This is a genomic window from Phycicoccus sp. 3266, assembly GCF_031456495.1.
In the GTDB taxonomy this organism is placed as follows: domain Bacteria; phylum Actinomycetota; class Actinomycetes; order Actinomycetales; family Dermatophilaceae; genus Pedococcus.
On sequence record NZ_JAVDUW010000001.1, the window covers coordinates 183905 to 205730 of the forward strand.

The window sequence follows — 21826 nt, forward strand, 5'->3', positions numbered from 1 at the left end:
AGAGGGGCCCTTGACAGCAACTGGTTATAGTGTCTAACTTTTGGTTAGAACCTCTAACCACGGAGTTGTCGTGACCGTCGCCCCACCCCTCGTCCACTCCACGCCCGCCGCCCGCGCGTACCCGGACCGCACCGTCGCCGTCGCCGGCCTCGGGTACAGCCTCGCGTGGGTCGTCGGCCTGACGCTGACCTCCACCGGTACCACCGTGGGCTCCACCGGTGCCGAGGTCCTGGCGGCCGCCTCCGGTAGCACGGGCGTCGTGGCCGCGCAGTACGTCGTCACCGAGATCGTGACCGCGATCGCCCTCGTCCTCACCCTGCGAGCCGTCGCCCACCGGGCCGGGGACCGCCTGATCGCCGCCCTCGGCGCAGTCGTCGGCGGGCTGAGCCTCGTCCAAGCAGCGCTCGGCGTCTACCTCGCCCTCGTGGCGGTGCCTTCCAACGACGCAGGTCTCGCCGGAAGCCTGTTCCAGGCCGTCAGCCGCACTGACGGCGTCAAGATGCTCCTCATCGCGGTCCTCGCCATGCTCGGAGCACGAGCGGGGCGACGCGGTCGCCTTCCTCGGTGGCTGACCCCCGTCGCCGTCCTGCTCGCCCTGACCGTCACGGTGTCCGGCGTCGGGTACTTCCTGCTCGTCGACGGGCTGGCCGTGGCGGCATATGCCTCCCTGCCCCTGCTCACGGTCTGGGTCACTGGCGCCGGGCTCGCGTCCGCACGGCGCGGCGGGCAGGAGGCCTGAGGTGCCCCGCCGGGGGCTCACCCGCGAGCAGGTGGCGGGCGTCGCGGCCGACGTCGCCGACGAGGTCGGGTTCGACTCGCTCACCCTGTCCGCGGTGGCGCAACGGCTGGGCGTCTCGCAACCGGCGCTGTACAAGCACGTCCCGGGGATCGAAGCCCTGCGGCGCGACGTCGCCGTGCGGGCGGTCGAGGAGCTGACGCTGGCGATCGGCGACGCCCGTCAGGACCTCCGGGGACGTGGGGCCCTCGAGGCGGTGGCCGTCGCCTACCGCACGTATGCCGCGCGCCACCCCGGGCGGGTCGCAGCCTCCGTGCGCGCGCCCGCACCGGACGACGACGAGCACGCCGGAGCGGGTGCACGAGCGGTCGCGGTGCTCGCCGGGGTGCTCGAGGACTACGGCATCACGGGCTCCGACACCGTGCACGCCGTCCGAGCCGTCCGCGCCACGCTGCACGGCTTCGTGGTGCTCGAGGCCGCGGGTGGGTTCGGGCTGCCGGAGTCGGTGGACGAGTCCTTCGACCGCCTGCTGGCCGGCCTCGACGTCGCCCTCAGCCAGCACGTCGCCAAGCCCTCCTGACCCCCACTCGGGGCCACCCGGCATACCCGCTCCCCACCGCAGCCGCAAAACGGCAGTTGCTGGCATGAAACGGCGGTCCAGAACTGCCGTTTCACGTCCGCAACTGCCGTTTTGCGTGGGTATGCCGGGCGCCCGCCGACCGGGGCAGGCGGCCGGCGCGGGTCAGGCCTGGATGACGACGGGGATGATCATCGGGCGACGGCGGATCTTGCCACCGACCCAGCTGCCGAGCGCCCGGCGCATGACCTGCTCGAGCTGGTAGGACTCGGTGACGCCCTTGCCGGTCGCCTCCGCGAGCGCCTGCTCGATCTTGGGCCGCACCTGCTTGAAGATCTCGTCGTCCTCGGCGAAACCGCGCGCCTGGATCTCGGGCCCAGCGGCGATCTTCCCGGTGGCGGCGTCCATCACGACGATGACCGAGATGAAGCCCTCGTCGCGCAGGATGCGCCGGTCCTTGAGCAGCGCCTCGTCGAACTCGCCCACCGACGACCCGTCGACGTAGGTGTAGCCGCACGGGACGGCCCCCACGATCCGGGCGCGGCCGTCGACGAGGTCCACGACGACTCCGTCCTCGGCCACGACGACGTGGTCGCGGTCGACGCCCGTCTGCTCGGCGAGGGCGGCGTTGGCGACGAGGTGGCGCCACTCGCCGTGCACCGGCATGACGTTGCGGGGCTTGACGATGTTGTAGCAGTAGAGAAGCTCTCCGGCGCTGGCGTGGCCGGAGACGTGGACCTTGGCGTTGCCCTTGTGGACGACATTCGCGCCCAGGCGCATGAGGCCGTTGATGACGCGGTAGACGGCGTTCTCGTTGCCGGGGATGAGCGACGACGCGAGCAGCACCGTGTCGCCCTCGCCGACGTCGATCCGGTGGTCGCGGTTGGCCATGCGGGACAGGGCCGCCATCGGCTCGCCCTGGGACCCGGTGCAGATGAGGACCACCCGGTCGTCGGGCAGGTCGTCGAGCTTCTTGACGTCGACGAGCACGTTGTCGGGGACGTGCAGGTAGCCGAGGTCGGCGGCGATGCCCATGTTGCGGATCATCGAGCGTCCGACCATCGCGACCTTGCGCCCGGACTTCTCCGCGGCGTCGAGGACCTGCTGGACCCGGTGCACGTGCGAGGAGAAGCAGGCGACGATGATCCGGCGCTCCGCGTGCCGGAAGACCTTGTCGATCGCCGGCGCGATGTCGCGCTCGGGGGTCGTGAACCCGGGGACCTCGGCGTTGGTCGAGTCGGTCATGAACAGGTCGACACCCTCCTCCCCCAGCCGGGCGAACGCCCGCAGGTCGGTGAGGCGGCGGTCCAGCGGCAGCTGGTCCATCTTGAAGTCGCCGGTGTGCAGGATCGTCCCGCCCGGCGTGCGCACGAAGACGGCCAGCGCGTCGGGGATCGAGTGGTTGACGGCCACGAACTCGCAGTCGAAGACGCCGAGCCGCTCGCGCATCCCCTCCTTGACACCGAGCGTGTACGGCGTGATGCGGTGCTCCTTGAGCTTCGCCTCGACCAGCGCGAGGGTCAGCATGGAGCCGACCAGCGGGATGTCCGGCTTCAGCCTGAGCAGGTACGGCACCGCGCCGATGTGGTCCTCGTGGCCGTGCGTCAGCACGATCGCCTGCACGTCGTCGAGGCGGTCCTCGATGTACTCGAAGTCGGGCAGGATCAGGTCGACGCCCGGGTGGTGGTCCTCCGGGAACAGCACGCCGCAGTCGATGACGAGCAGCTGCCCGGCGTGCTCGATGACGGCCATGTTGCGGCCGACCTCACCGAGGCCGCCGAGGGCGACGATGCGCACGCCGCCGTCGACGAGCGGAGCGGGTGTGGTCAGCTCGGGGTGGGGGTGGCTCACAGGAGACCCGACTCCTTCAGACCGGCGCGGAGCGCCTCGAGGTGCTCCGGTGGCGACTCGACGAGCGGCAGCCGGACCGTCGCGTGCTCGATCACCCCGAGCTCGACGAGGGCGGCCTTGGCCATGATCGCGCCCTGTGACGGCGTCATGATCGCCTCCACGGCCGGGATCAGCCGCTCGTGCACCTCGCGCGCCGCGGCCAGGTCGCCGGCGTCGACGGCGGCCAGCATCGCGGCATACTCGCGGCCCGCCACGTGTCCCACGACGCTCACGGTGCCGATCGCGCCCAGAGCCAGCCACGGCAGCGTGGTGGCGTCGTCGCCGGAGAAGTAGAGGAGGTCGGTCGCGGCGAGCACCTTGCTGGTCCCGAACGCGTTGCCCTTGGCGTCCTTGACCGCGCGGATGGTCGGCACCTGCGCCAGCTCGAGCAGGGTGGCCGTCGTGAACGGTATGCCAGTGCGGCCGGGGATGTCGTAGAGCATCACCGGGAGCTCGGTCGCCGCGGCGACGGCCTTGCAATGAGCGACGAGCCCGGGCTGCGTGGGCTTGTTGTAGTAGGGGCTGACGAGCAGCAGCCCGGTCGCCCCGGCGTCCTGGGCGCGGTGGGCCATCTCGACGCTGTGGGCGGTGTTGTTGGAGCCGACCCCGGCCACCACCTGGGCGCGGTCGCCGACGGTCTCGGCGACGAGCCGCACCATGGCGATGCTCTCGTCCTCGCTCAGGGTGGCCGACTCCCCCGTCGTGCCGTTGACGACGATGCCGTCGTGGCCGGTGTCGAGGAGGTGGGTCGCGAGCCGGCGCGCGCCCTCCTCGTCGATGCTGCCGTCCGGACGCATCGGGCTGACCATGGCCGTCAGGAGGCGGCCGAACGGGCTGTGCGTGCTCATGCACTGCAGGCTATCGCCCCGGGGGGCCGGCTCCGGTCCCGGCGCCGCATCCACCACCCCAGAACGGCGGGAACCCGGCGCCGGCTGGCGCTCCCGCGCCGTTCCCTCGGTCCCGGCACCGCTCCGGGATACCCTGCGAGCGTGCAGCAGTACCTCGACCTCCTCGACCACGTCCTCACCACCGGGGTGGACAAGTCCGACCGCACCGGGACGGGCACGCGCTCGGTCTTCGGGTACCAGATGCGGTTCGACCTGGCCGACGGCTTCCCGGTCCTGACCACCAAGAAGCTGCACCTCAAGTCGATCATCGGCGAGCTCATCTGGTTCCTGCGCGGCGACTCCAACGTCCGCTGGCTGCAGGAGCGCGGCATCACGATCTGGGACGAGTGGGCCGACGAGAACGGCGACCTCGGGCCCGTCTACGGCTACCAGTGGCGGTCCTGGCCGACACCCGACGGCCGCCACGTCGACCAGATCGCGAAGGTCATCGAGTCGATCCGCACCAACCCCGACTCCCGCCGCCACATCGTCAGCGCGTGGAACGTCGCCGACGTCGACGACATGGCGCTGCCGCCGTGCCACACGATGTTCCAGTTCTACGTCACCCCGGCGACGGACGGCCGGCGCGCGCGCCTCTCCTGCCAGCTCTACCAGCGGTCGGCCGACATCTTCCTCGGCGTCCCGTTCAACATCGCGTCCTACGCCCTGCTCACGATGGTCGTCGCCCAGCTGACCGACCTCGAGCCGGGCGAGTTCGTGCACACCCTGGGCGACGCCCACCTGTACTCGAACCACTTCGAGCAGGCGCGGCTGCAGCTGACCCGCGAGCCGCTCCCCCTGCCGACCATGCGGATCACCCCGCACGCGTCGATCGACGACTACGACCTCGGCGACTTCGAGCTCGTCGGCTACGAGGCCCACCCCTCGATCAAGGCACCGATCGCCGTATGACCTCGGTGACGCTCATCGCGGCGGTCGGGCGCAACGGCGTCATCGGCGCCGACAACGACATGCCCTGGCACCTCCCCGAGGACTTCGCGTTCTTCAAGCGGACCACGATGGGCCACCCGATGGTCATGGGGCGCAAGACGTTCGACTCGATCGGCCGGGTGCTGCCGGGCCGCCGCACGATCGTCATCACCCGCCAACCCGACTGGTCGCACGCCGACGTCGAGACGGCCCACTCGCTGAGCGAGGCCCTCGCCCTGGCCGGGCCGGCCGACGAGGTGTTCGTGTGCGGCGGCGGTCAGGTCTACGCCGAGGCGATGCCGTTCGCCCAGCGGCTGCTCATCACCGAGGTCGACCAGGCGCCCGACGGCGACGTGACCTTCCCGACGATCGACCGCGCCCGGTGGCGCGAGGTGAGCCGCGAGCACCGCGACGGCTTCAGCTGGGTCGCGTACGAGCGCGCCTGAACCCCTCGCCACGACCGGCCTGCGGGCCCCCGGACGCCCCCGCGGGGACGTGCTGGGAGGATGGCGGCCATGGCGCACGACCACCCGCACCCGCCCGGACCGCTCGCTGACGCGAGCGTGCGCACCGCCCGTGAGAGCGACGCACCGGCCGTGGGCCTGGTGCAGGCGACCGTCTTCCGTGAGGCGTATGCCGGGGTGCTGCCCGGCGAGGTCGTGGACGGCTTCGAGCCGCAGGCCTTCGCGAGCGCCTGGCGGCGGTCGCTCGCGTCCCCGCCGAGCGGGGTCTACCGGCTGCTCGTGGCCTGCGCCGGTGAGCAGGTGGTCGGGTTCGCCTCGATCGGGCCCAGCCAGGACCCCGACGCCTCGCCGGAGACCGGGGAGCTGAGCGTGCTGGGGGTGCACCCGCAGGCGCGGCGCAGCGGCCACGGGTCCCGCCTGCTCAACGCCGCCGTCGACACCCTGCGCGGCGCCGGGGCCGAGGCCCTCTCCACCTGGGTGCTGGCCGAGGACGAGGCCACCCGAGCGTTCCTCATGACGGCCGGGCTGCACCCCGACGGCGCGTTCCGCGACCGGGTCGTCTCCCCCGACGGCACGACCGCGCGCGAGGTCCGCCTGGTCGCCGACATCACGGCGCCACCACCGGCATGACCACCGCGGCGCTCGCAGCCGGGCGCCGACGGCAGGTGCTGCGCCAGGCGGCATCGGTGTCCGTCGCCACGGGCGCCTACGGCATCAGCTTCGGAGCCCTGTCGGTCGCCGCCGGGCTCAGCACCTGGCAGACGCAGGTGCTCTCGCTGCTGATGTTCACCGGTGGCTCGCAGTTCGCCTTCGTCGGCATCCTCGCGAGCGCGCCCACCGGTGGGCTCACGGCGGTGGCGACCGCGAGCCTGCTCGGCATCCGCAACGGCCTCTACGGCCTGCAGGTGTCCCAGCTCCTGGGCGCCCGCGGCCCCCGGCGGCTGCTGGCCGCCCACCTCACCATCGACGAGTCCACCGCCGTGGGCGTCGGCCAGCCGGAGGCGGCCGCGGGGCGGCTGGGGTTCTGGGCCACCGGGCTCGGGGTCTTCCTCTGCTGGAACGCCATGACGCTCGTGGGCGCACTCGTCGGCAACCAGATCGGGGACCCCCGCACCTACGGTCTCGACGCCGCGGCAGCCGCGGCCTTCTGCGCCCTGCTGTGGCCGCGCCTGAAGTCGTGGGACGCCTTCGCGATCGCCGCGCTGGCCGCCCTGGTCTCGGTCCTCGTCGCCCCGCACGCGCCGGCAGGCGTCCCCGTGCTCGTGGCTGCGCTGTGCGCCCTGCTCGCGGGCGTGTGGCGCCGGGCGCACCAGGACCCGCGACCGCCGCACCACTGGAGTGACGAGGAGCCGACCCCGTGAGCACGTGGACCGCGGTCCTGCTCGGCTGCGCCCTGGCATACCTCCTCAAGGTCCTGGGCCACGTCGTGCCGGTGCGCTGGCTGGAGGGCGAGCGCACGGCTCGGGTGACGTCCGCGCTGCCCGTCGCGCTGCTCGCCGCGCTCGTGGCGGTGCAGACCTTCACCAAGACCGGGGGTGACCTGACGGCGGACGCGCGAGCCGTGGCCGTCGCGGTGGCGGTCGTGGCGCTGCTGCTGCGCGCGCCGTTCCTCGTGGTCGTCGTGCTGGCGGCCGTCACCGCGGCACTGCTGCGCCTGGCCGGGATGGCCTAGACGCAGAGCGGGACGGCGCTCAGCGCCACTCGAGCGCGTCCTCGACGAACCGGTCGCCGGTCTGCACCGGTACGACGCAGAACACGAGGTCCCCGGGATCGGCCATCACCACGTAGGTCTCGTGCCGCTGCACCACGCGGGCGCCGAGGCCCTCCAGCCGGGCCACCTCGGCGGCCACGTCGTCGGTCTCGATGTCGAGGTGGATGCGCGACGGCCCCTCCTGGAGGCGCTGGGTCTCCAGGCTGACGGTGCCGATCTCGCCGACCGAGGCGTACTCGCCGTCGGGCCGGGGCCGGACGCCCTGCACACCGGCCCAGAACTGCATCCCGGCGTCGTAGTGCTCAGGGGCGTGGTCGATGAGGACGAGACCGATGCGTGAACGGTGCATGGCAGCAACCGTAGGCCGCGTCGGCCTCCTCGCGCGCCCCCTGCGTCGGGTCCGGCCGCGAGTCCGGTGGTCAGGGCCGCGCGGGCGCGCACGCAGACCCCGGACGGCGCTCAGTGCCGCTGGGCACGCCAGGCGCGCACGGCGGCCCGGTAGTGCCGCTGCTCCCCTGCCCGGTCCTTGCCGACCCGGCAGTCCTCCGCCAGCTCGAGCTCCTGCACCACCTGCGGCGCGGCGTTCCCGGCGTGCGCCTCGGCCAGCATCCGCGACCCGTCGCGGGCGAGGCGGACCAGCGGGACCATCGCCAGCAGCGCGACGACGGGCACGAGCACCACGCCGAGGCCGAGCAGCACGGGCACCAGGCGCCCGTCGGCGATCAGGGCGAAGCCGCGCCAGCCGATCGTGGCGGAGTAGAACGCGAGGACGACCAGCAGGACGACCGCGGTGAACTTCTCGCGCACTCAGTCCCCCAGGCCGAGGTAGTGCTCGAGGCCGACGGTCACCCCGGGGTGGTCGGCCACCCCGCGCACGCCGGCCAGGACGCCGGGCATGAACGACTCGCGGTCGAAGGAGTCGTGCCGGATCGTGAGCAGCTCGCCCGGGCCACCGAGCAGGACCTCCTGGTGCGCCACCAGCCCGCGCAGCCGCACCGAGTGCACCGGTATGCCGTCGACGCGCGCACCCCGCGCACCGTCCGGGTCGTGCGTGGTGGCGTCCGGGACGTCGCCGAGCCCGGCGTCGCGCCGCGCCTCGCCGATCATCCGGGCGGTGCGGGCCGCGGTCCCGGAAGGCGCGTCGACCTTGGCCGGGTGGTGCAGCTCGACGACCTCGACCGACTCGAAGAACCGGGCCGCCTGCGCGGCGAACCGCATCATGAGGATCGCGCCGATCGCGAAGTTGGGGGCGATGAGCACGCCCACCCGCGGGTGGTCGGCGAGCTGGTGACGGACGGTCTCCAGGCGGGCGTCGTCCCAGCCGGTCGCGCCCACGACGACGTGCACGTCGCGCTCGACGCAGTGGGCGACCACACCGGGCGAGGAGTCGGGCACGGTCAGGTCGACGACGACCTGCGCCCCGCCGAGGTCGCCGAGGTCGTCGCCCCGGCCGTAGCGGCCCACGAGCTCGAGGTCGTCGGCCGCCTCGACCGCGCGGCAGGCCTGCTGCCCCATCCGGCCGTTCGCGCCGACCACCGCCACCCGCGTCGTGCCGCCCTGCGTCGTCTCGCTCACCGGGCCAGCCTAACGACGCGCCTCGTGCCGGCACGGCCCGGCGTCCCGGTACCGCGGGACGAGCCCGTGCGACGGACGGGCCCGCCCCCACGGTGGGGACGGGCCCGTCGTGCCGCGCACGCGGCATACCTCTCGCTCTACGAGCTCACTACTTCACGAAGGCCTTGAGGCCCAGCACGACCGGGTCGTGGTCCGAGGCACGGTACGGGCCCGGGTCGTGGAAGTCGGTGGCGTGGTAGTTGAACCGGCTGTACTCCAGGGCCACGGACTCACCGGAGTTGATGTTCCAGTGATCGGCCCCCGTCGACATCCGCAGGCCGTAGTCGTTGACGAGGATGTGGTCCAGCGAGCCCGACAGGCCGCTGAAGGAGTACGAGTAGCTGTTCGGGTCGAAGGTCGAGCCGACGTCGGTGTAGCCCGCCTTGTACAGCACGTCCAGCGGGTCCTCCTTGGTGTAGGAGTTGTAGTCGCCGGCCATGACCACGGCCTTCGCGCCGTACTCGGCGGCCACGCCGGGCACCCAGTCGCGCAGGGCCTGCGCCTGCAGGATGCGGCTGGTCACCGACGAGCCCTGCCCGTCACCGGTGTCCTCGTCGCCGGGGAACGGCCCGGGCGAGCCCTTGGACTTGAAGTGGTTGACGACGAACAGGAACTTGTCGCCCTTGCCGTACTTCGCCTTGAACGTCTGGGCGATCGGCTCCCGCGCGTTGACGAAGGCCTGGCCGTCACCGCTCTGGTCACCCAGCGCCCGCGACCGGTCGACCCGCATGACGCTGGCCGGCTTGTAGATCATGGCCGAGGTGATGACGTCCTGCTGGTCCAGCGGGGGCAGGTCCGTCGACGAGGGCACGAACGCCCACGTCCCGGCGCCCGCCTTGGCGTTGAGGCTGGCGACGAGGGACGCGAGGGCCGCGTCACGGTCGTGGCCGAACTTGGCCGAGTTCTCGATCTCCATCAGGCCCACGACGTCGGCGTCGAGCGCGTTGATGGCCGAGACCTCCTTCTGGGTCTGGCGGGCGAGGTCGGCGCTGTCCCACGCGCCGCGCTGCTCGCAGCCGGTGCGGACGGTGTCGCCGTTGTCGTCGCGGTCCCAGTAGGCCTGGCAGCTCGGGTCCTGGTCACCGAGGTCGGTGAAGTAGTTCAGGACGTTGAACGAGGCGACCTTGAGGTCGGCGGTGCCGCGCTGGTCGATGTCCGCCACGTCGGGCGCCGCCGTGCGCGTGTCGGCGAAGGTGGCCGGCGAGGCTGCGTTGTCCGGGCCGACGACCTGCTCGGTCGGCTGGAACCGCCACAGGTCGAACCGGTAGTCGACGACGACCGGCTCGGTGAACGTGGCTGCAGCACCGACCCGCACCGGCTCGGTGTTCGAGACGTATGCCGGGGTGAGGTCGCCGTTGAGCAGGCACGGCACCGGGCGGGTGCCGCAGGCGCTCACCGTGTAGCTGCTCGCGGTGAAGTTGCTCGACGAGCCGTCGTCGAGGGTGACCTTGCGCTGGGCGTTGTCCGCGACCACCGCTGCGGCCTCGGGGCTGCCCGGCGCCGCGACCTCGGTGTTCTGCAGGAGCGGGTGGTCCCCGACGGCCAGGCCGACCTCGCCGTACTGGTTGGTGCTGAAGGTGTTGGTGACGGTGTAGTCGCCGGTGGGCTGGAACAGCATGCCCTCGATGGACTCGCGACCCGTGTCGGTCTTCGGCCACGGGATGCTCAGCGGCTGCACGGGGCTGAAGTCGCTGCCCGCGTCGACGATGTCGGCACCCGCCGCGGTGACCTCGGTCAGGCCCCCGAACTCGCTGACCTTGCCGGTCACCTGCACGTAGTTGCCGACGACCGCGTCGGCGTCGAGCGGTGTGCTCGAGCCGGACTGGAAGACGAACACGCCGTCCGACGCGCCGCTGGGGTCGGGCTCGGGGCCGGTGCCCTGGGTCTGCAGGAAGAAGCCGTGGAAGCCGCCCGTGGGGTATGCCGCGGTGACGACGCCCTTGACGACGACGTTCTGACCCACGAGGGGTGAGGCGTCGCCCGTGCCCTGGACCTCGGCGATGGTCTTCTCCACCGGGGTCCCGGGCGGCGGGGTGCCACCGGCGCCGGGGGTGGGCGTCCCGGCCTTGAAGTCGGTCGCGTTGTCGGCGGTGTTGGTGCTGGTCGTGTTGCGCGAGACCGAGGTGCCGTTGGACGTGCCCGGTGCGGTGCCGCTGCCGGCCCAGTCGCTGGCCGCGCCCCAGCCCACGAAGTCGACGACCTGCGGCAGGTTGGAGCAGCCGGTCGCGCCCTTGGTGGGCGAGCAGACGGTGGACGTCAGCAGGGTCGCGTTGTTCACCAGGGCGACCTTGCCGGTGCTGCCGCTCATGGCGATCGTGCCGTCCTGGTCGGGGGTGATGCCGGGCAGCGTGCGGTCGCTGCCGAAGGCCTCGCCGACGAGGAAGCGCCCACCCGCCGGGATCGAGCCCGTCAGGTCGGTCTTGCCCGAGAACGAGCCGGTCGACGAGGCGTACTGGACCGACCAGCCGTCCAAGGTGACCGCGGCGCCCGTCTTGTTGACCAGCTCGATGAAGTCGCGGTTGAAGGCTGCGCCGCTGTTGCCGCCACCTCCGTAGACCTCGTTGATGACGACGGCGGCGGACGGCGACGGCGCCGCCCCCGCACTCGTTGCGGCGGTCGTCACGACCCCGGCGGCCAGGGCTGCTGCCCCCACCGCCCCCATCACTTGCCTGCGATGTACGCGCACAGCACTCCTCCAGAGCCAGACACGGAAACGGCGGGCGCCGGACGGTGGTCCGGGCCCGAGGGGGCATCGAACCACGTCGTCGGCGACTGCGGAACGGCCGCGAAGCGGCTGGAGGGTAAAGGTCAGGTCAGGTTTTGCAGCGGGACACCCGTGTCGGCGAGCCGGTCCGGGTCGACCGCGCTCCCGGAGCGGATGAGCGCCTCGACCTCGTCGCCGACGTCCCACACGTTGACGTTCATGCCCGCGGTCACGACCCCGCCCCGCAGCCAGAAGGCCATGAACTCCCGGCCCGGGAGGTCGCCTCGCACCACGACGTCGTCGTCCGGGCTGCCGAGGCCGCGGTACTCCAGCCCCAGGTCGTACTGGTCGCTGAAGAAGAACGGCAGCTCCGGCTCGGGGCCGTCCTGGTCGAGCATGGCCGCGACGACGACCTGCGGCTGGTTGAGCGCGTTGGCCCAGTGCTCCACCCGGACGCGCCTACCGAGGAAGGGGTGCTCGACGTTGGCGACGTCGCCGACGACGAACACGTCCGGGTCGCTCGTGCGGCCGACCGCGTCGGCCAGGACCCCGTTGTCGACCTCGAGGCCGGCGTCCTTCGCGAGCTCGACGTTCGGGGCGGCGCCGACGCCGACCACGACCACGTCCGCGTCGACGACCGTGCCGTCCCCCAGCCTCACGCCGGTCACGTGCCCGTCCTCGCCGGTGAGCTCCTCGACTGCCACGTTCGTGCGCAGGTCGACCCCGTGGTCGCGGTGCAGGTCCGCGAAGACCCGGGCCACCCGCTGGCCGAGCACGCGCACGAGCGGCAGGTCGAGCGCCTCGAGCACCGTCACCTGCGCGCCGGCGTCGCGGGCGGCCGAGGCCACCTCGAGGCCGATCCAACCGCCGCCGACGAGCACGACGCGGCGCCCCTCGCGCAGCTCGGCACGCAGTCGGTCGCTGTCCTCGATCGTGCGCAGGGTGAGGACGCCCTCGAGGTCCGCGCCCGGCAGGTCGAGCCGGCGCGGGGAGCTGCCCGTGGCGAGGAGCAGGCGGTCGTAGTGCAGGCGTTCCCCGTCCTCGAGGACGACCTCGTGGGCGTCGCGGTCGACCGAGGCGACCCGGGTGGCGGTGCGCACGTCGACGTCGTGCCCGGCATACCAGCCCTCGTCGTGGACGAAGGCGTCGTCGAGCCCCTCACCGGTCTTGAGGTAGTCCTTGGACAGGGGCGGTCGCTCGTACGGCAGGTGGGCCTCCCCCGCGAGGAGCACCACGCGGCCCTCGAAGCCGCGTTCACGCAGCTGCTCCACCGCCTTGGCCCCTGCGAGCCCGCCACCCACCACCACGAACGTCCGGTCGTCAGCCATGGGCCCAGCATTCGGTGCGCCCCCGCCAACCGCAAGCGGGCCGGCACACCTCGTGGTGTGCCGGCCCGCTCGACGGGTGGTGCGTGCGTCAGCCCGCAGCGTCCTCGGAGGTCGCGGGGGCCGCTGCCGGCTCCTCGCCACCCTCGGCGGAGTCGCCACGGCCACGACGGCGGCGGTTGCGGCTGCGGCCGCCCTCGCGCCGCTCACCGCGGTCCTCGGAGCTGGCCTGGCCGCCCTCGGAGCCCGACTCGTCGTCGGAGCCGGCGGCCTCGGAGGCGTCGGACCCGGCCTCGGAGGAGGCGTTGCCGCCCTCGCCCTCCGGGAGCACCGCGGCCAGCGAGAGCTTGCCGCGCGGGTCGATCTCCTTGAGCTCGACCTGGACCTTCTGGCCGACGGCCAGGACGTCCTCGACGGCGTCGATCCGCTTGCCGCCGACGAGCTTGCGCACCTCGGAGATGTGCAGCAGACCGTCCTTGCCGGGCAGCAGCGAGATGAACGCACCGAAGGTCGTCGTCTTCACGACGGTCCCGAGGAAGCGCTCGCCGATCTCCGGCATCTGCGGGTTCGCGATGGCGTTGACCATGGCACGAGCCGCCTCGGCGGACGGGCCGTCGGTGGCGCCGATGTAGACCGTGCCGTCGTCCTCGATCGAGATGTCGGCGCCGGTCTCGTCCTGGATCTGGTTGATCATCTTGCCCTTCGGGCCGATGACCTCACCGATCTTGTCGACCGGGACCTGCACGCTGATGACGCGAGGAGCGAAGGGGCTCATCTCGTCGGGCGTGTCGATGGCCTCGTTCATGACGTCGAGGATGTGCAGGCGGGCGTCACGGGCCTGGGTCAGCGCGCCGGCCAGGACCGAGGCGGGGATGCCGTCGAGCTTGGTGTCGAGCTGGATGGCCGTGACGAACTCGCGGGTGCCGGCGACCTTGAAGTCCATGTCGCCGAACGCGTCCTCGGCGCCGAGGATGTCGGTGAGCGCGGCGTACTGCGTCTCGCCGTCGACCTCGTCGGACACCAGGCCCATCGCGATGCCGGCGACCGGGGCGCGCAGCGGCACACCGGCGTTGAGCAGCGACAGGGTGCTGGCGCAGACCGAGCCCATGGACGTCGAGCCGTTGGAGCCGAGGGCCTCGGACACCTGGCGGATCGCGTAGGGGAACTCCTCGCGCGTCGGCAGCACGGGCATGAGCGCCCGCTCGGCGAGCGCGCCGTGGCCGATCTCGCGGCGCTTGGGCGAGCCCACGCGACCGGTCTCACCGGTGGAGAACGGCGGGAAGTTGTAGTTGTGCATGTAGCGCTTGCGCGTCACCGGGGAGAGGGTGTCGAGCTGCTGCTCCATGCGCAGCATGTTCAGTGTGGTGACACCCATGATCTGGGTCTCGCCGCGTTCGAACAGCGCCGAGCCGTGCACGCGGGGCAGGACCTCGACCTCGGCGCCCAGGGCGCGGATGTCGGCGAGGCCACGGCCGTCGATGCGGACCTTGTCGCGCAGGATGCGCTGGCGGATGAGCTTCTTCTGCACGGAGCGGTATGCCGCGGAGACTTCCTTCTCCCGGCCCTCGAACTCCTTGCCCTCACCGGCGAGGGACTCCTTGACGGCGTCCTTGATCTCGTCGATGCGCTCCTCGCGCTCCTGCTTGCCGGCGATGGTGAGCGCCTGCGCCAGGTCGGCGGAGGTGGCGGCCTCGACCGCGGCGTACACGTCGTCCTCGTAGTCGAGGAAGATCGGGAACTCCTGGACGGGCTTGGCGGCCTTGCTCGCCAGCTCGGCCTGCGCCTCGCAGAGCACGCGGATGAACTTCTTGGAGGCCTCGAGGCCCTCGGCCACGACCTCCTCGGTCGGCGCCTGCTTGCCCTCGTTCTTCACCAGGTCCCAGGTGGACTCGGTGGACTCGGCCTCGACCATCATGATCGCCACGTCGTCGCCCGCGATGCGGCCGGCGACGACCATGTCGAACGTCGAGCGCTCGATGTCGCTGAAGTTCGGGAAGGCGACCCACTGGCCGTCGATGAGGCTGACCCGGACACCACCGACCGGGCCGCTGAACGGCAGGCCCGAGATCTGGGTCGAGGCGCTGGCCGCGTTGATGGCGAGCACGTCGTACTGGTGGTCGGGGTTGAGCGCCAGGACCGTGATGACGACCTGAACCTCGTTGCGCAGCCCCTTGGTGAAGGTCGGGCGCAGCGGGCGGTCGATCAGGCGGCAGGTGAGGATGGCGTCGGTCGACGGGCGACCCTCACGACGGAAGAACGAGCCGGGGATCTTGCCCGCGGCGTACATCCGCTCCTCGACGTCGACGGTCAGGGGGAAGAAGTCGAAACCCTCGCGCGGGTGCTTCCCGGCGGTGGTGGTGGAGAGGAGCATCGTGTCCTCGTCCAGGTATGCGGCGACGGCGCCGCCGGCCTGCTTGGCCAGTCGTCCGGTCTCGAACCGGACCGTGCGGGTGCCGAACTTGCCGTTGTCGATCGTGGCTTCGGCGAAGGTGATCTCTGGACCCTCCATGGGCCCTCCGTTCTGTTCTCTCAGCGAACCTCGCGCATCGTCGTTGTGCGCGGGCTTCCTTCTGTGTGCGGTTCCGCAGCTGGTGCGGGACCGCCGTCCCGTATTCAGTTGTCCATGCGAAAGGGACGGCCCCCGTGTGGAGACCGTCCCAGTCGGATGCTTATCGGCGCAGGCCGAGGCGCTTGATCAGCGAGCGGTAGCGCTCGATGTCGACGCTCTCCAGGTAACGCAGGAGGCGGCGGCGACGGCCCACGAGGAGCAGGAGCCCGCGGCGGCTGTGGTGGTCGTGCTTGTGCGTCCGCGAGTGCTCGGTGAGGTCCTTGATGCGCTGCGTGAGCAGGGCGATCTGCACCTCCGGCGAGCCGGTGTCGCCCTCGGCGGTGGCGTACTCGGCCATGATCTTCTTCTTGACGTCGGCGTCCAACGACATGGGGCGACACTCTCCTTCTCGGGGTTGTTGCGCGGTGCGCCGGGGCTTGTCCCACCGGGCTCTCTCGATCCGCGGCCGTTCTACGGCAGGAATCAGGCTACCAGCGGGGGCAGGTGGTCCCTAATCCGTGCCTGCGGCGCCCCGACTACGCGCCCGCGGCGCGGGGTCCCACCCGGGCGGGGTGGGGTCGGTTGCCCTGGCCACCTCTGCCGGGACGCCCAGCTCGCGCACGATTCCCTCGCGTCGCGCCCAGTATGCCGGCTGGCGTCCGTACCGCCGGTCGAGCCGGCGGAGCTCGACCTCACCGGCCGTGACGTGGCGGGTCGGGACGGCACCGTCCCGACTGCGCCGGCGGTCGCGCCCTTCTCGCCACTCGAACCCGGCCTTGCGGTCGGCGGGCCGGTCGTACCGGGGGCGGCTGACGTAGGGGTCCACGACGTCCGGGTGCGTGGCGTCGAGGTGCGCGGGGAAGCGGCGACCCGCGTTGTCCCGGGCGGCCCGGCTGTCGAAGGGCCGCACCTCGGCCCCGTCCTCGTCGAGGACCGCCAGGCGCAGGCCGGCCGCGTCGAGCAGGCGGACGAGGACCGCGACCTGCATCGAACGCGCGCGCGACTCGGCAGCCGCGACCGTGGACTGCGGAATGCCGCTCAGCGCGGCGAGTTCCCGCTGACTGAGGTCGGCGCGGCGACGGGCCGCCGCCACGACCCCCGAGAGGTCGAAGTCACCCATGGCTCCCCCTGCGTCACGCTTCCCTGCGTCGTCTGGTGGGCGCTCACCCTGCGCCTGACGAAACTGTGGCAGGTGGCGCCGACAGTGGAGCGGAGTGACGTCAGGCGCGGGCCGGCCTCAGCGGGAGCCCAGAGTGCGTCGCCATTGCTACGTCACTGACCACACTCCGGATCAGAGACGTAGCAGTGGCGACATCGATCCGGGCACGACCTACGTCACTGAACACAGTCAGGATCAGGGACGTGGCAGGCGGCACCCATCCGGGCACCACCTACGTCACTGACCACAGTCCGGATCAGGGACGTAGCACGCGGCGCACCTGCGGGCAGGTGGGTTGCGCCTCCCTAACCTCCGGGGTGGCTGCCGACCGAATCAGGTCAGGTCGCGGGCTGGGCGCCGGTGAGGGTGGCGTGCAGGTCCGGGGGCAGCTCCTCGCCGAGGTCGCGTGCGGCCAGCCAGGCCGCTCCCCCGACGCCCGAACCGCAGCGGGTGACCGGCGCGCCCGGCCACCGCGCCTCGATGCGCTCCTCGACCAGGCCACGCAGCCGCGCCGTGCCGAGCATCCCGCCGCCGAGGACCACGACGCTCGCGTCGCCCTCGTCCCGAACCTGTCCGAGCGTCGTGACCAGCTCGTCGGCGGCGGCCTCGAGGATCGCGGCCGCAGCCGGCGACCCGGCCTCCGCGCACTCCACGACCACACGCGCCAGCTCCGAGATGCGCACCGGCTCCACGGCATACGCGGCGCCGACGACGGCCTGGCGGTCCACCTCCGCGCGTCCGGTGAGGTGCTGCGCCACGGCCTCGGCGAGCGGGTCGCCCGGCGTCGCCACCGGGGCGCAGGCGTGGCGCACCGCCGCCCGCCCGATCCAGAACCCCGAGCCGTGGTCACCGAGCAGCCAGCCGAGGCCGTCGGCGACCCGCCCGGCGTGCCCTCCCACGAACTCGCCGGCGATCGCACCCGTGCCGCTGATCAGCACCGAGCCGTCCGGCTCCGGCGTCCCCGACGCGAACGCCACGTCGATGTCGCCGATGAGCACCGGCCCACCGGGGAGCCCCAGCTCGTGCCAGACCTGCCGCAGCGCCTCGTGCGCACCGGTCTCCGAGCCGAACCCCGCGGCACCGATGACGTTGCCCCGCACCAGCGACCGGTCCACGCCCTCGAGCGCCTGCTCGAGGGCCGACCGGATCGCGACCATCGCGGGGCCGACACCGCGCGAGATCGGGTTGCCGCCACCCGCGAGCCCGGTGCCCACGACGTTCCCGGACAGGTCGGCGACGAGCGCGCGGCTGCTCGTCCCGCCGACGTCCATGCCGGCGACGAGGGTCACAGCAGGCGGCGGAGGCGACCGGCGTAGCGCGCCTCGAGCGCGTTGTTGTGCTCGTCCCCCTCGGGGATGTTCGCCGAGAGGTAGACCGGCGGCGTCACCCCGCGCGCGACCAGCCGCGCCAGGGTCTCGGCCACCATCATCTGCGCCAGCAGCGCGGCCGTGATCGAGGAGAGGCCGCACGCCGTCCCGCCACCGGGCAGCGGCAGCACCGCGTCGCCGTAGGGCGCCCCGTTGTCGAGCACGATGTCGGCGACCTCGAATAGCCGCAGCCCGCTGGGGTGGCGCGAGGTCACCTGGGTGGTGTGCGCCAGCGACGTGACGGCGATGAGCGGGTGGCCCTTCTCCTTCACCAGGCGCGCGAACTCGACGATGCTGCCGTTGCCGCCGGAGTTGGAGGCGATGAGGAACACGTCCTGCGGCTGCGCGTCGAGGGCCAGGTCGTAGATGTGCCGGGCGAGCGACGGATCGCGCTCGAGCAGGCCGGCGCGCTCCGGGTCGGTGGCCGCTCCCTCCGCGCCGGCGGCGGCCACCGCGTCGCGCAGCGCCAGCCGGTTGGTGGGGATGAAGCCGCCCGCGCGCCCCGCGATCTCCATCGCGAACGCCTCGGAGTGGCCGGTGCCGAACGCCTGCAGGACGCCGTTGCCGGCGACGCAGTCCGCCATGAGGTCGGCCGCGGCGGCGATGCCGGTGGCCTGCGAGCTCGCGACCGCGGAGATGGCCTGCGCGGCGACCGAGGCGAATGCGGCGCCGCTGAGCTCGGAGCCGGCGGGCACCTCGGCGGGCACGGGATCGATGGTGGGAGTCATGCGGGGGTCCTTTCGTGTGGTGTCACCGTATCCGTCGCAGTGGTGGCGGGACGCGGAGTCCGGGCGTGCAGGAGGCGGCGGGCGGGTCGCTCGACGAGCACGTGCATGCCCCACGCCGCAGCGGCGAGCACGAGGGCGATCGCGACGACGGCGAGCCCGGCCGACCACCAGGCGCCCTGTCCCCACTCGCGCAGCGCCGAGACGACACCGCGCAGCAGGTAGTGCGTCATGTACAGGCAGTACGACGCCTCACCCGCGAGGACCATCCACGGCGTCGACAGCCACCGGGCCAGCAGACCCTGTGACGACGCCACGACCGCCACGACGAGCCCCAGCGCCGGAGCCGCCCAGTAGTCGCCCGCGGACGCCGCTGGCACGAGTGCCAGCACCACCGGGACCACGAGCAGCCAGGGCGCGAGCCGCGCGAGGCGCAGTCCGCCGCGCACCCACGCGAGGCAGAGGAACGCGCCACCGACGAACTCCCCCATGATGCGCACGTAGAACATGTGCTCGAGGTTGCCGTTCGGCAGGGCGAAGGCCGCGAACACGGCGAGCATCGCGGCATACGAGAGGGCTGCGCCGGCCAGCGCGGTGCGGGCGCGGACCACCCGGGCGAGGAGCACGAACAGCAGGGGCGCAGTCAGGTAGGCGAACCACTCCGACCCGATCGACCACGCAGGGCCGTTGAAGCTCGGCCGGTCGTGCCACCAGTTGTGCACGAGGAAGACGTTCTCGACGTAGGCGCCGGCGGTGCGCCGGTGGCCGTTCTCGCCGATCCCGAGGGTGCCGACCAGCGCCGCCGTCACGAGGTCGATGTTGAGCGCCACGAAGTGGACCGGCCACACGCGCGCGAACCGGTTGCGGACGAAGGACACCGACGAGCCCCGGGAGAACCGGCGCATGGTGTCGGCGTAGTTGTAGGCGAGGATGAACCCGCTCAGGGGGAAGAAGAGGTCGACCCCGAGGTACCCCGCACGCAGCAGCGTGTCGGCAGGGGCCAGCCAGGGCAGCAACGCCTCGACGTCGTCGCGGTAGTGGAACAGCACGACCCAGACCGCAGCGAGCACGCGCAGCCCAGTGAGCGCCGGCAGCGCGGGACGGCGCTGGCCGGCGACCGCCGTCAGTGGTCTCCCGCCTTGCTCTCCCGGGCGCCCCACTCGTCGGCGCGGACGGCGTACACGGCCAGGTCGGTCCACCGGCCCTTGAACCACGAACCGCGCTCGAACCAGGCTTCGCGACGCATCCCCAGCCGCTCGCAGATGCGGGCCGAGGCGGTGTTCTCGCCGTCGAGCTGCGCCCACACACGGTGGACGCCCAGCTCCTCGAAGGCCACCCGCACGAGGGCGCGAGCCGCCTCGGTGGCGTAGCCCATGCCCTGCATGTCGGGCGCCAGCACCCAGCCGATCTCTGCCTGGCGTCCGTCGTGCCCGTCGGGTCCGTCGAGGTGCAGCAGGACGTCACCGATGACGCGGCCGTCGAGGTCGACCGCGAGGGTGCAGACCGGCTGGGAGGGCTCGATGCGCCCGGCGGTCGCGCGCTCGGCGACCATGTCCTGCACCTGCTCGAGCGTCTTGGGCTCGCCGGGGATGTACCGCACCACGTCGGGCAGGGAACGGTAGGCGAACACGTGCCGCTCGTCCCCGGGCCGCAGGCTGCGCAGCACGAGGCGATCGGTCGTGATCGGGAGCCGCACGCGCGGCATACCTGCTCCTGCCTCCGGGCCGGCTCGGCCCGGACCGGTCGTCGCGGACTGGAGGTCGATGTCCCCGGGCTAGAGGTTGATCATGTGCCCGGCGATGCCCTCGATGGCCTCCTTGACCGCCTCGGACAGGGTCGGGTGGGCGAAGACGTTGCGGGCGACCTCGTCGGCGGTGAGGTCCCACTGCTGCGCCAGCGTCAGCGCCGGGAGCAGCTCGGTGACCTCGGGGCCGATCAGGTGTGCGCCGAGCAGCTCGTTGTGCTTGGCGTCGGCGACGATCTTGACGAAGCCCACGCCCTCGGCCATGCCGCGCGCCTTGCCGTTGGCGGAGAACGGGAACGACGCGGTCTTGACGTCGTAGCCGCGCTCCTTCGCCTGCTCCTCGGAGTACCCGAACGAGGCGATCTGCGGCTGGCAGAACGTCGCCCGCGGGATCATGTCGAAGTTGATCTCCATGGTCTCGGCGCCGGCGATCGTCTCGGCCGCCACGACACCCATGGCCTCGGCGGTGTGCGCGAGCATGAGCTTGCCGGTGACGTCGCCGATCGCGTAGACGTTCGGGACGTTGGTGCGGCCGCGCTCGTCGACGGCGATGGCGCCGCGGTCGGTGAGCTGCACGCCGGTGCTCTCCAGGCCGTAGCCCTCGAGGCGCGGGGCGAACCCGATCGCCTGCAGGACCTTGTCGGTCTCGAGCACGGTCGACTCGCCACCGGCAGCCGGGGAGACGGTGACCTTGACCTTCTCGCCGCTGTCGTCGATCGACTCGACCTTGGTCGACAGCAGGACCTTCACGCCGAGCTTCTTGTACTGCTTGAGCAGCTCCTTGGACACGTCGGCGTCCTCGGTCGGCACCATGCGGTCGAGGAACTCGACGATGGTCACGTCGACCCCGAAGTTCTTCATGACGTACGCGAACTCGACGCCGATGGCGCCCGAGCCGGCGATGACGATCGACTCGGGGAGCTGGTCGGTGAGGATCTGCTCCTCGTAGGTCACGACGCGGTCGGAGAGCTTGGTGCCCGGGATGAGCCGGGTGGTCGCGCCGGTCCCGATGATGAGGTTGTCGAACGTGATCGAGCGCCGGTCGCCGGACGTCAGCGCGACGTCCATCGAGGTCGGGCCGGTTAGGGTGCCCCAGCCCTCGAGCTCCTCGATCTTGTTCTTCTTCATCAGGTAGTGGACGCCCTTGGCGCTGGCCTCGGCGACCTTGCGGCTGCGCGAGTGCGTGACGCCGAAGTCCATCGTCGGGTCGCCGGAGATGCCGAACGTGGCCTTCTCCTGCGTGATGATGTGCGCGATCTCCGCGTTGCGCAGCAGCGCCTTGGACGGGATGCAGCCGACGTTGAGGCAGACGCCGCCCCAGTACTTCGACTCGACGATGCCCACCTTCTTCCCGAGCTGCGAGGCGCGGATCGCCGCGACGTACCCGCCGGGACCGGCACCGAGGACAACGACGTCGAAGTCAGCCATGACGGCAAGACTACTGA

The 21826-nt window shown here is 72.1% G+C and carries 22 protein-coding genes; 7 read left to right on the plus strand and 15 right to left on the minus strand.

The window, feature by feature from the left end; genetic code table 11:
• Positions 1 to 70: 70 nt before the first annotated feature.
• Together J2X64_RS00895 and J2X64_RS00900 are read left to right on the plus strand one after the other, a co-directional pair.
• Entirely contained in the window at positions 71 to 739 is a 669-nt protein-coding gene (locus tag J2X64_RS00895; protein WP_310148280.1) for a hypothetical protein, read from the plus strand.
• A gap of 1 nt (position 740) precedes the next feature.
• The gene (locus J2X64_RS00900) at positions 741 to 1316 is read left to right on the plus strand and encodes a WHG domain-containing protein (RefSeq protein ID WP_310148283.1); all 576 of its coding nucleotides are present in this window, start codon (positions 741 to 743) and stop codon (positions 1314 to 1316) included.
• 162 nt (positions 1317 to 1478) lie between these two features.
• Here the strand turns inward: J2X64_RS00900 and J2X64_RS00905 are convergent, their stop codons facing one another.
• Together J2X64_RS00905 and dapA are read right to left on the minus strand one after the other, a co-directional pair.
• Entirely contained in the window at positions 1479 to 3164 is a 1686-nt protein-coding gene (locus tag J2X64_RS00905) for a ribonuclease J (RefSeq protein ID WP_310148286.1), read from the minus strand.
• Positions 3161 to 4051, minus strand: coding sequence for a 4-hydroxy-tetrahydrodipicolinate synthase (gene dapA / locus J2X64_RS00910; protein ID WP_310148289.1), 891 nt, complete (start codon positions 4049 to 4051; stop codon positions 3161 to 3163). Before dapA ends, J2X64_RS00905 begins: the two co-directional genes overlap by 4 nt.
• 141 nt (positions 4052 to 4192) lie before the next feature.
• Between dapA and J2X64_RS00915 the strand changes: the two genes are divergently transcribed.
• The 5 genes from J2X64_RS00915 (at position 4193) to J2X64_RS00935 (ending at position 7156) form a co-directional block, all read left to right on the plus strand.
• The gene (locus tag J2X64_RS00915) at positions 4193 to 5002 is read left to right on the plus strand and encodes a thymidylate synthase (protein ID WP_310148292.1); all 810 of its coding nucleotides are present in this window, start codon (positions 4193 to 4195) and stop codon (positions 5000 to 5002) included.
• Positions 4999 to 5466: a dihydrofolate reductase gene (locus J2X64_RS00920; protein WP_310148295.1), complete on the plus strand. Its 468-nt coding sequence runs from the start codon at positions 4999 to 5001 to the stop codon at positions 5464 to 5466. The genes J2X64_RS00915 and J2X64_RS00920 overlap by 4 nt, the downstream gene beginning before the upstream one ends.
• A gap of 69 nt (positions 5467 to 5535) precedes the next feature.
• Positions 5536 to 6114 carry a GNAT family N-acetyltransferase gene (locus J2X64_RS00925; protein WP_310148298.1) on the plus strand — a complete coding sequence of 193 codons (579 nt, stop codon included), beginning with the start codon at positions 5536 to 5538 and terminating at the stop codon, positions 6112 to 6114.
• Positions 6111 to 6845: an AzlC family ABC transporter permease gene (locus J2X64_RS00930; RefSeq protein ID WP_310148300.1), complete on the plus strand. Its 735-nt coding sequence runs from the start codon at positions 6111 to 6113 to the stop codon at positions 6843 to 6845. The genes J2X64_RS00925 and J2X64_RS00930 overlap by 4 nt, the downstream gene beginning before the upstream one ends.
• On the plus strand, positions 6842 to 7156 hold the full coding sequence (locus tag J2X64_RS00935; protein WP_310148302.1) for an AzlD domain-containing protein: 315 nt from the start codon (positions 6842 to 6844) through the stop codon (positions 7154 to 7156). The genes J2X64_RS00930 and J2X64_RS00935 overlap by 4 nt, the downstream gene beginning before the upstream one ends.
• Positions 7157 to 7175: 19 nt before the next feature.
• Here the strand turns inward: J2X64_RS00935 and J2X64_RS00940 are convergent, their stop codons facing one another.
• The 13 genes from J2X64_RS00940 to lpdA all read right to left on the minus strand — a co-directional run bounded on the left by J2X64_RS00940 (position 7176) and on the right by lpdA (position 21809).
• Positions 7176 to 7544 carry a VOC family protein gene (locus tag J2X64_RS00940; RefSeq protein ID WP_310148304.1) on the minus strand — a complete coding sequence of 123 codons (369 nt, stop codon included), beginning with the start codon at positions 7542 to 7544 and terminating at the stop codon, positions 7176 to 7178.
• 110 nt (positions 7545 to 7654) lie between these two features.
• A complete protein-coding gene (locus J2X64_RS00945) occupies positions 7655 to 8002 on the minus strand; it encodes a hypothetical protein (protein WP_310148306.1) in 348 nt (115 codons plus the stop codon).
• Positions 8003 to 8770: a 4-hydroxy-tetrahydrodipicolinate reductase gene (gene dapB, locus J2X64_RS00950; protein WP_310148309.1), complete on the minus strand. Its 768-nt coding sequence runs from the start codon at positions 8768 to 8770 to the stop codon at positions 8003 to 8005.
• A gap of 148 nt (positions 8771 to 8918) precedes the next feature.
• Positions 8919 to 11462, minus strand: a complete 2544-nt coding sequence (locus J2X64_RS00955; RefSeq protein ID WP_310148312.1) for an ExeM/NucH family extracellular endonuclease — start codon at positions 11460 to 11462, stop codon at positions 8919 to 8921.
• Between the two features lie 155 nt (positions 11463 to 11617).
• Entirely contained in the window at positions 11618 to 12841 is a 1224-nt protein-coding gene (locus tag J2X64_RS00960) for an FAD-dependent oxidoreductase (RefSeq protein ID WP_310148315.1), read from the minus strand.
• An 88-nt stretch (positions 12842 to 12929) separates the two neighbouring features.
• Positions 12930 to 15347 carry a polyribonucleotide nucleotidyltransferase gene (locus J2X64_RS00965; protein ID WP_310148316.1) on the minus strand — a complete coding sequence of 806 codons (2418 nt, stop codon included), beginning with the start codon at positions 15345 to 15347 and terminating at the stop codon, positions 12930 to 12932.
• Between the two features lie 160 nt (positions 15348 to 15507).
• The gene (gene rpsO, locus J2X64_RS00970) at positions 15508 to 15777 is read right to left on the minus strand and encodes a 30S ribosomal protein S15 (protein ID WP_310148318.1); all 270 of its coding nucleotides are present in this window, start codon (positions 15775 to 15777) and stop codon (positions 15508 to 15510) included.
• Between the two features lie 120 nt (positions 15778 to 15897).
• Positions 15898 to 16506 carry a helix-turn-helix transcriptional regulator gene (locus tag J2X64_RS00975; protein WP_310148324.1) on the minus strand — a complete coding sequence of 203 codons (609 nt, stop codon included), beginning with the start codon at positions 16504 to 16506 and terminating at the stop codon, positions 15898 to 15900.
• A gap of 377 nt (positions 16507 to 16883) precedes the next feature.
• Complete coding sequence (locus J2X64_RS00980; RefSeq protein ID WP_310148327.1) at positions 16884 to 17834, minus strand: BadF/BadG/BcrA/BcrD ATPase family protein; 951 nt, start codon at positions 17832 to 17834, stop codon at positions 16884 to 16886.
• Entirely contained in the window at positions 17831 to 18640 is an 810-nt protein-coding gene (locus J2X64_RS00985; RefSeq protein WP_310148330.1) for an SIS domain-containing protein, read from the minus strand. The genes J2X64_RS00980 and J2X64_RS00985 overlap by 4 nt, the downstream gene beginning before the upstream one ends.
• Positions 18637 to 19851: an acyltransferase gene (locus J2X64_RS00990; RefSeq protein WP_310148333.1), complete on the minus strand. Its 1215-nt coding sequence runs from the start codon at positions 19849 to 19851 to the stop codon at positions 18637 to 18639. The genes J2X64_RS00985 and J2X64_RS00990 overlap by 4 nt, the downstream gene beginning before the upstream one ends.
• On the minus strand, positions 19761 to 20342 hold the full coding sequence (locus tag J2X64_RS00995; protein ID WP_310148336.1) for a GNAT family protein: 582 nt from the start codon (positions 20340 to 20342) through the stop codon (positions 19761 to 19763). Before J2X64_RS00995 ends, J2X64_RS00990 begins: the two co-directional genes overlap by 91 nt.
• Positions 20343 to 20411: 69 nt before the next feature.
• Positions 20412 to 21809, minus strand: coding sequence for a dihydrolipoyl dehydrogenase (gene lpdA / locus J2X64_RS01000; protein ID WP_310148339.1), 1398 nt, complete (start codon positions 21807 to 21809; stop codon positions 20412 to 20414).
• Positions 21810 to 21826: the final 17 nt, after the last annotated feature.

Coding starts and splice junctions, on each gene's coding strand:
- dapA (WP_310148289.1), bottom strand. CDS start 4,051: ATGAGCACGCACAGCCCGTTCGGCCGCCTCCTGACGGCCATGGTCAGC.
- J2X64_RS00920 (WP_310148295.1), top strand. CDS start 4,999: ATGACCTCGGTGACGCTCATCGCGGCGGTCGGGCGCAACGGCGTCATC.
- J2X64_RS00925 (WP_310148298.1), top strand. CDS start 5,536: ATGGCGCACGACCACCCGCACCCGCCCGGACCGCTCGCTGACGCGAGC.
- J2X64_RS00930 (WP_310148300.1), top strand. CDS start 6,111: ATGACCACCGCGGCGCTCGCAGCCGGGCGCCGACGGCAGGTGCTGCGC.
- J2X64_RS00940 (WP_310148304.1), bottom strand. CDS start 7,544: ATGCACCGTTCACGCATCGGTCTCGTCCTCATCGACCACGCCCCTGAG.
- J2X64_RS00960 (WP_310148315.1), bottom strand. CDS start 12,841: ATGGCTGACGACCGGACGTTCGTGGTGGTGGGTGGCGGGCTCGCAGGG.
- J2X64_RS00965 (WP_310148316.1), bottom strand. CDS start 15,347: ATGGAGGGTCCAGAGATCACCTTCGCCGAAGCCACGATCGACAACGGC.
- rpsO (WP_310148318.1), bottom strand. CDS start 15,777: ATGTCGTTGGACGCCGACGTCAAGAAGAAGATCATGGCCGAGTACGCC.
- J2X64_RS00975 (WP_310148324.1), bottom strand. CDS start 16,506: ATGGGTGACTTCGACCTCTCGGGGGTCGTGGCGGCGGCCCGTCGCCGC.
- J2X64_RS00985 (WP_310148330.1), bottom strand. CDS start 18,640: ATGACTCCCACCATCGATCCCGTGCCCGCCGAGGTGCCCGCCGGCTCC.
- J2X64_RS00995 (WP_310148336.1), bottom strand. CDS start 20,342: ATGCCGCGCGTGCGGCTCCCGATCACGACCGATCGCCTCGTGCTGCGC.
- lpdA (WP_310148339.1), bottom strand. CDS start 21,809: ATGGCTGACTTCGACGTCGTTGTCCTCGGTGCCGGTCCCGGCGGGTAC.